We start from the raw sequence: 2,399 nt of genomic DNA on the forward strand, positions 1-2,399 counted from the left end.
AGACAGTCCTTCAGGTCGTAATAGTACATGCTCGGTTCAAAAGGCAGCTGGTCGATACGCACGGCATCCGGGCTTGGCCTAAAAGCGTCCTGCAGCTTGTTGTAGTGATTCAGCCGTCGGCGCACGGCCACATCCGAGAGCCTGGCCTGTTCCAGGCGGCCCGCCAACCGTCGTCGGAAGATCGCCTGGGGTGCGATATCGCGGATCACGTTTCGCGCGTAGTAAAAGACCTTTGCGGTCGTTCGTTTTATGGTGGCCATCGTTCTTTTGATCAGAGATAAACGCGATTAAACAAATGACGGCCGGGACGGTTCCCTCGGCATGATCGCATGATTGGGCCACGCAATCCAGCGCTGCCCGAACACGTGGCAGCCGGCCGAGACGAGGTGCCCGGCAACTAGCCCGTTATGTAGCGCCACACCTCGGCATCAGGTTTGATCTGGCCCGAGAGCACGAAGTATTTGTAGAGCACCAGCAGAGAGATCGCCTGTTCGGTCCGCTCGTCGTCGAATGTCCGGCAATAGGCATTCGCGGCGGCGATGATGCGCTCCGCCTTGGCCGGATTCCGCTCGAAATAGGCCACATGGTCCGCAAGGTTCGAGAAATCCGCCTCGAGCGGCACATAGTGCACATTGGCTTCGAGCTGCCGCTCCGCGAACCATGTCTCATAAGTCGGCGGTGGCATCAGGCAAAGTGACTTCGAGTTCATGATCCATTTGAGGTTGGTCGCTACATCATTGCCTTCGAGCGAGACGATGTAGCGGTAGCGCTGGTGCTGGCTGATGCTGAGAAAAGGCTTGGCGTATTCGGCCGGCGCGTTCGGCTTGTGCGAGCCGGCATCGCAGAACGGCAGGCCGCGCACTGCCTTGAGGAATCTTGTCCTGATCGGGTTGTTGAGATCGCCGCGCCAGACCACGGTCGGCAGCTTATCGGCGAACGCAATAGCGTCAGCCGGCATCTGGAAGTGACGAAACTTGTCGAGCTTCATGATGACGGCGTTCCGGTCGTCATCGCAGATTGGCCGATCCTTGACGATAGCGGGCACCCTAGGCACGTTCCTGACGTCGCCGAATTCGAGGTCGATGAACAAATCCGGATCGAAATAGCGGGCGAATTCCTTCAGGTCGTAATAGTACATGGTCGGCGTGAACGGCAGCTTGCTGATGCGCTTGGCATTGGCGCTTGGCGCGAAACAATCCTGCAGCTTGTTGTAGTAATTCAGCCTGCGGCGCGCCGCCTCACCGGAAAGCCTCGCCCTTTCGAGCCGGCCGGCCAGCCTTGCGCGAAACAGCGTTTGCGGAGCGACATCGCGCACGACGTTTCTCGCATAATAGAAAACTCTTGCGGCGGTCCGCGAAATTGTGGCCATCGGTCACTTGATCAAAACAAACAGGCAGCTCTCAATTCATTGGCGCCCCGCATTTCCTACATCATTGTGGCGCCCATCTGGCAAGCCCCCGCATCTCTTCCAGCAAGCATCCAGCATTGTCGCTTCAGCTGTTGTGTTTGACGGCTAATGCTCCTAGGCAGGTTCAGGGCCGCAAGGCAGTGATAAAAGGAGCCGATATGGCGCGAGCACCCAACTACGATCAGGAACGCAAGGAGCGTGACCGCCAGAAAGCGGCCAAGAAGGCTGAAAAGCTGGCCGCCAAGGTTGCCGCCCGCGAACGTTCGAAGCCCGAGACCGAGACCGAGACGGAGACCAAAACCGAGGAGTAACGGCATGCGGCCCGCGAATGCGGGCCGTGCCTCAATCCGAATTGTCGGTATCAGCCTAGGTCAGGCTGGCGCCTTGTCACTGATGAAAACATCCACCTCCCGCGCCGCGGCGATGAAAGCGCGTCGGGCATTCATCGCCGGCTTGTCGCCGGCGAGTGCGTCGTGGCAGGCCTGCAGCGCCGCACGATGCTTGGCGCTGCGCTTGCCGGGCCAGCTGTTGAGCAGGTAATCGGAAGCTTCCCTTGCCGAACGCAAGAGCTGAGTGCTTCCCGCCGTGACGGACTTGACGGTCACGGGTGTTTCAAACCGATTGTTTTCCATTGCCGCTCTTACGCCATCGGCTTGCTTGAAGCGAGGCCGAAAGTGCTCTTCACGTCAGATGCGGCCTGTTTTCCGGCGAATGCTGCCCTGCATCGACCGCACTAGGCGGCGACGACGGCAAATCCCCTGGCGCGAAGGCCACGTCGGTCGTTGGCAAGCGACGTCACCAGCCGGTCACGGCTGCCGACGATGTGGGCCGACAGCAGCCGCGTGGCTTCATCGGCCTGGCCAAGGCGTGTCGCGGCAAGGATGGCGCGATGTTCGAGCCAGGCACGGCCAAGGGCCGTTTCGTCACGCACTTCCAGCCAGCGGGCGCGCGACAGCCGCGTCATGGCGTCACGAACCGCCCGGAACAGGAA

At 60.2% G+C, this 2,399-nt stretch carries 4 protein-coding genes and 1 pseudogene; 1 reads left to right on the forward strand and 4 read right to left on the reverse strand.

The genetic code is table 11. The features are described from left to right. Nucleotides 1-260, reverse strand: a pseudogene (locus EOA36_RS33410) (lipopolysaccharide biosynthesis protein); the annotation flags it as partial. A 137-nt stretch (nt 261-397) separates the two neighbouring features. Then, a complete protein-coding gene (locus tag EOA36_RS33415; protein WP_127281007.1) occupies nt 398-1,369 on the reverse strand; it encodes a glycosyl transferase family 90 in 972 nt (323 codons plus the stop codon). Nucleotides 1,370-1,566: 197 nt separating this feature from the next. Between EOA36_RS33415 and EOA36_RS33420 the strand changes: the two genes are divergently transcribed. Next, nucleotides 1,567-1,719 (forward strand): hypothetical protein, encoded by a 153-nt coding sequence (locus EOA36_RS33420; protein ID WP_127281008.1) that lies wholly within the window; start codon nt 1,567-1,569, stop codon nt 1,717-1,719. Nucleotides 1,720-1,779: 60 nt separating this feature from the next. On the opposite strand, the gene EOA36_RS33425 is transcribed toward EOA36_RS33420, so the two are convergent. Beyond that, complete coding sequence (locus EOA36_RS33425; RefSeq protein ID WP_027146689.1) at nt 1,780-2,040, reverse strand: DUF982 domain-containing protein; 261 nt, start codon at nt 2,038-2,040, stop codon at nt 1,780-1,782. A 101-nt stretch (nt 2,041-2,141) separates the two neighbouring features. Beyond that, a partial coding sequence (locus tag EOA36_RS33430; protein ID WP_127281009.1) for an FCD domain-containing protein occupies nt 2,142-2,399 on the reverse strand: 258 nt, incomplete at its 5' end.

It is taken from the genome of Mesorhizobium sp. M8A.F.Ca.ET.021.01.1.1, assembly GCF_003998025.1.
Classification (GTDB): domain Bacteria; phylum Pseudomonadota; class Alphaproteobacteria; order Rhizobiales; family Rhizobiaceae; genus Mesorhizobium.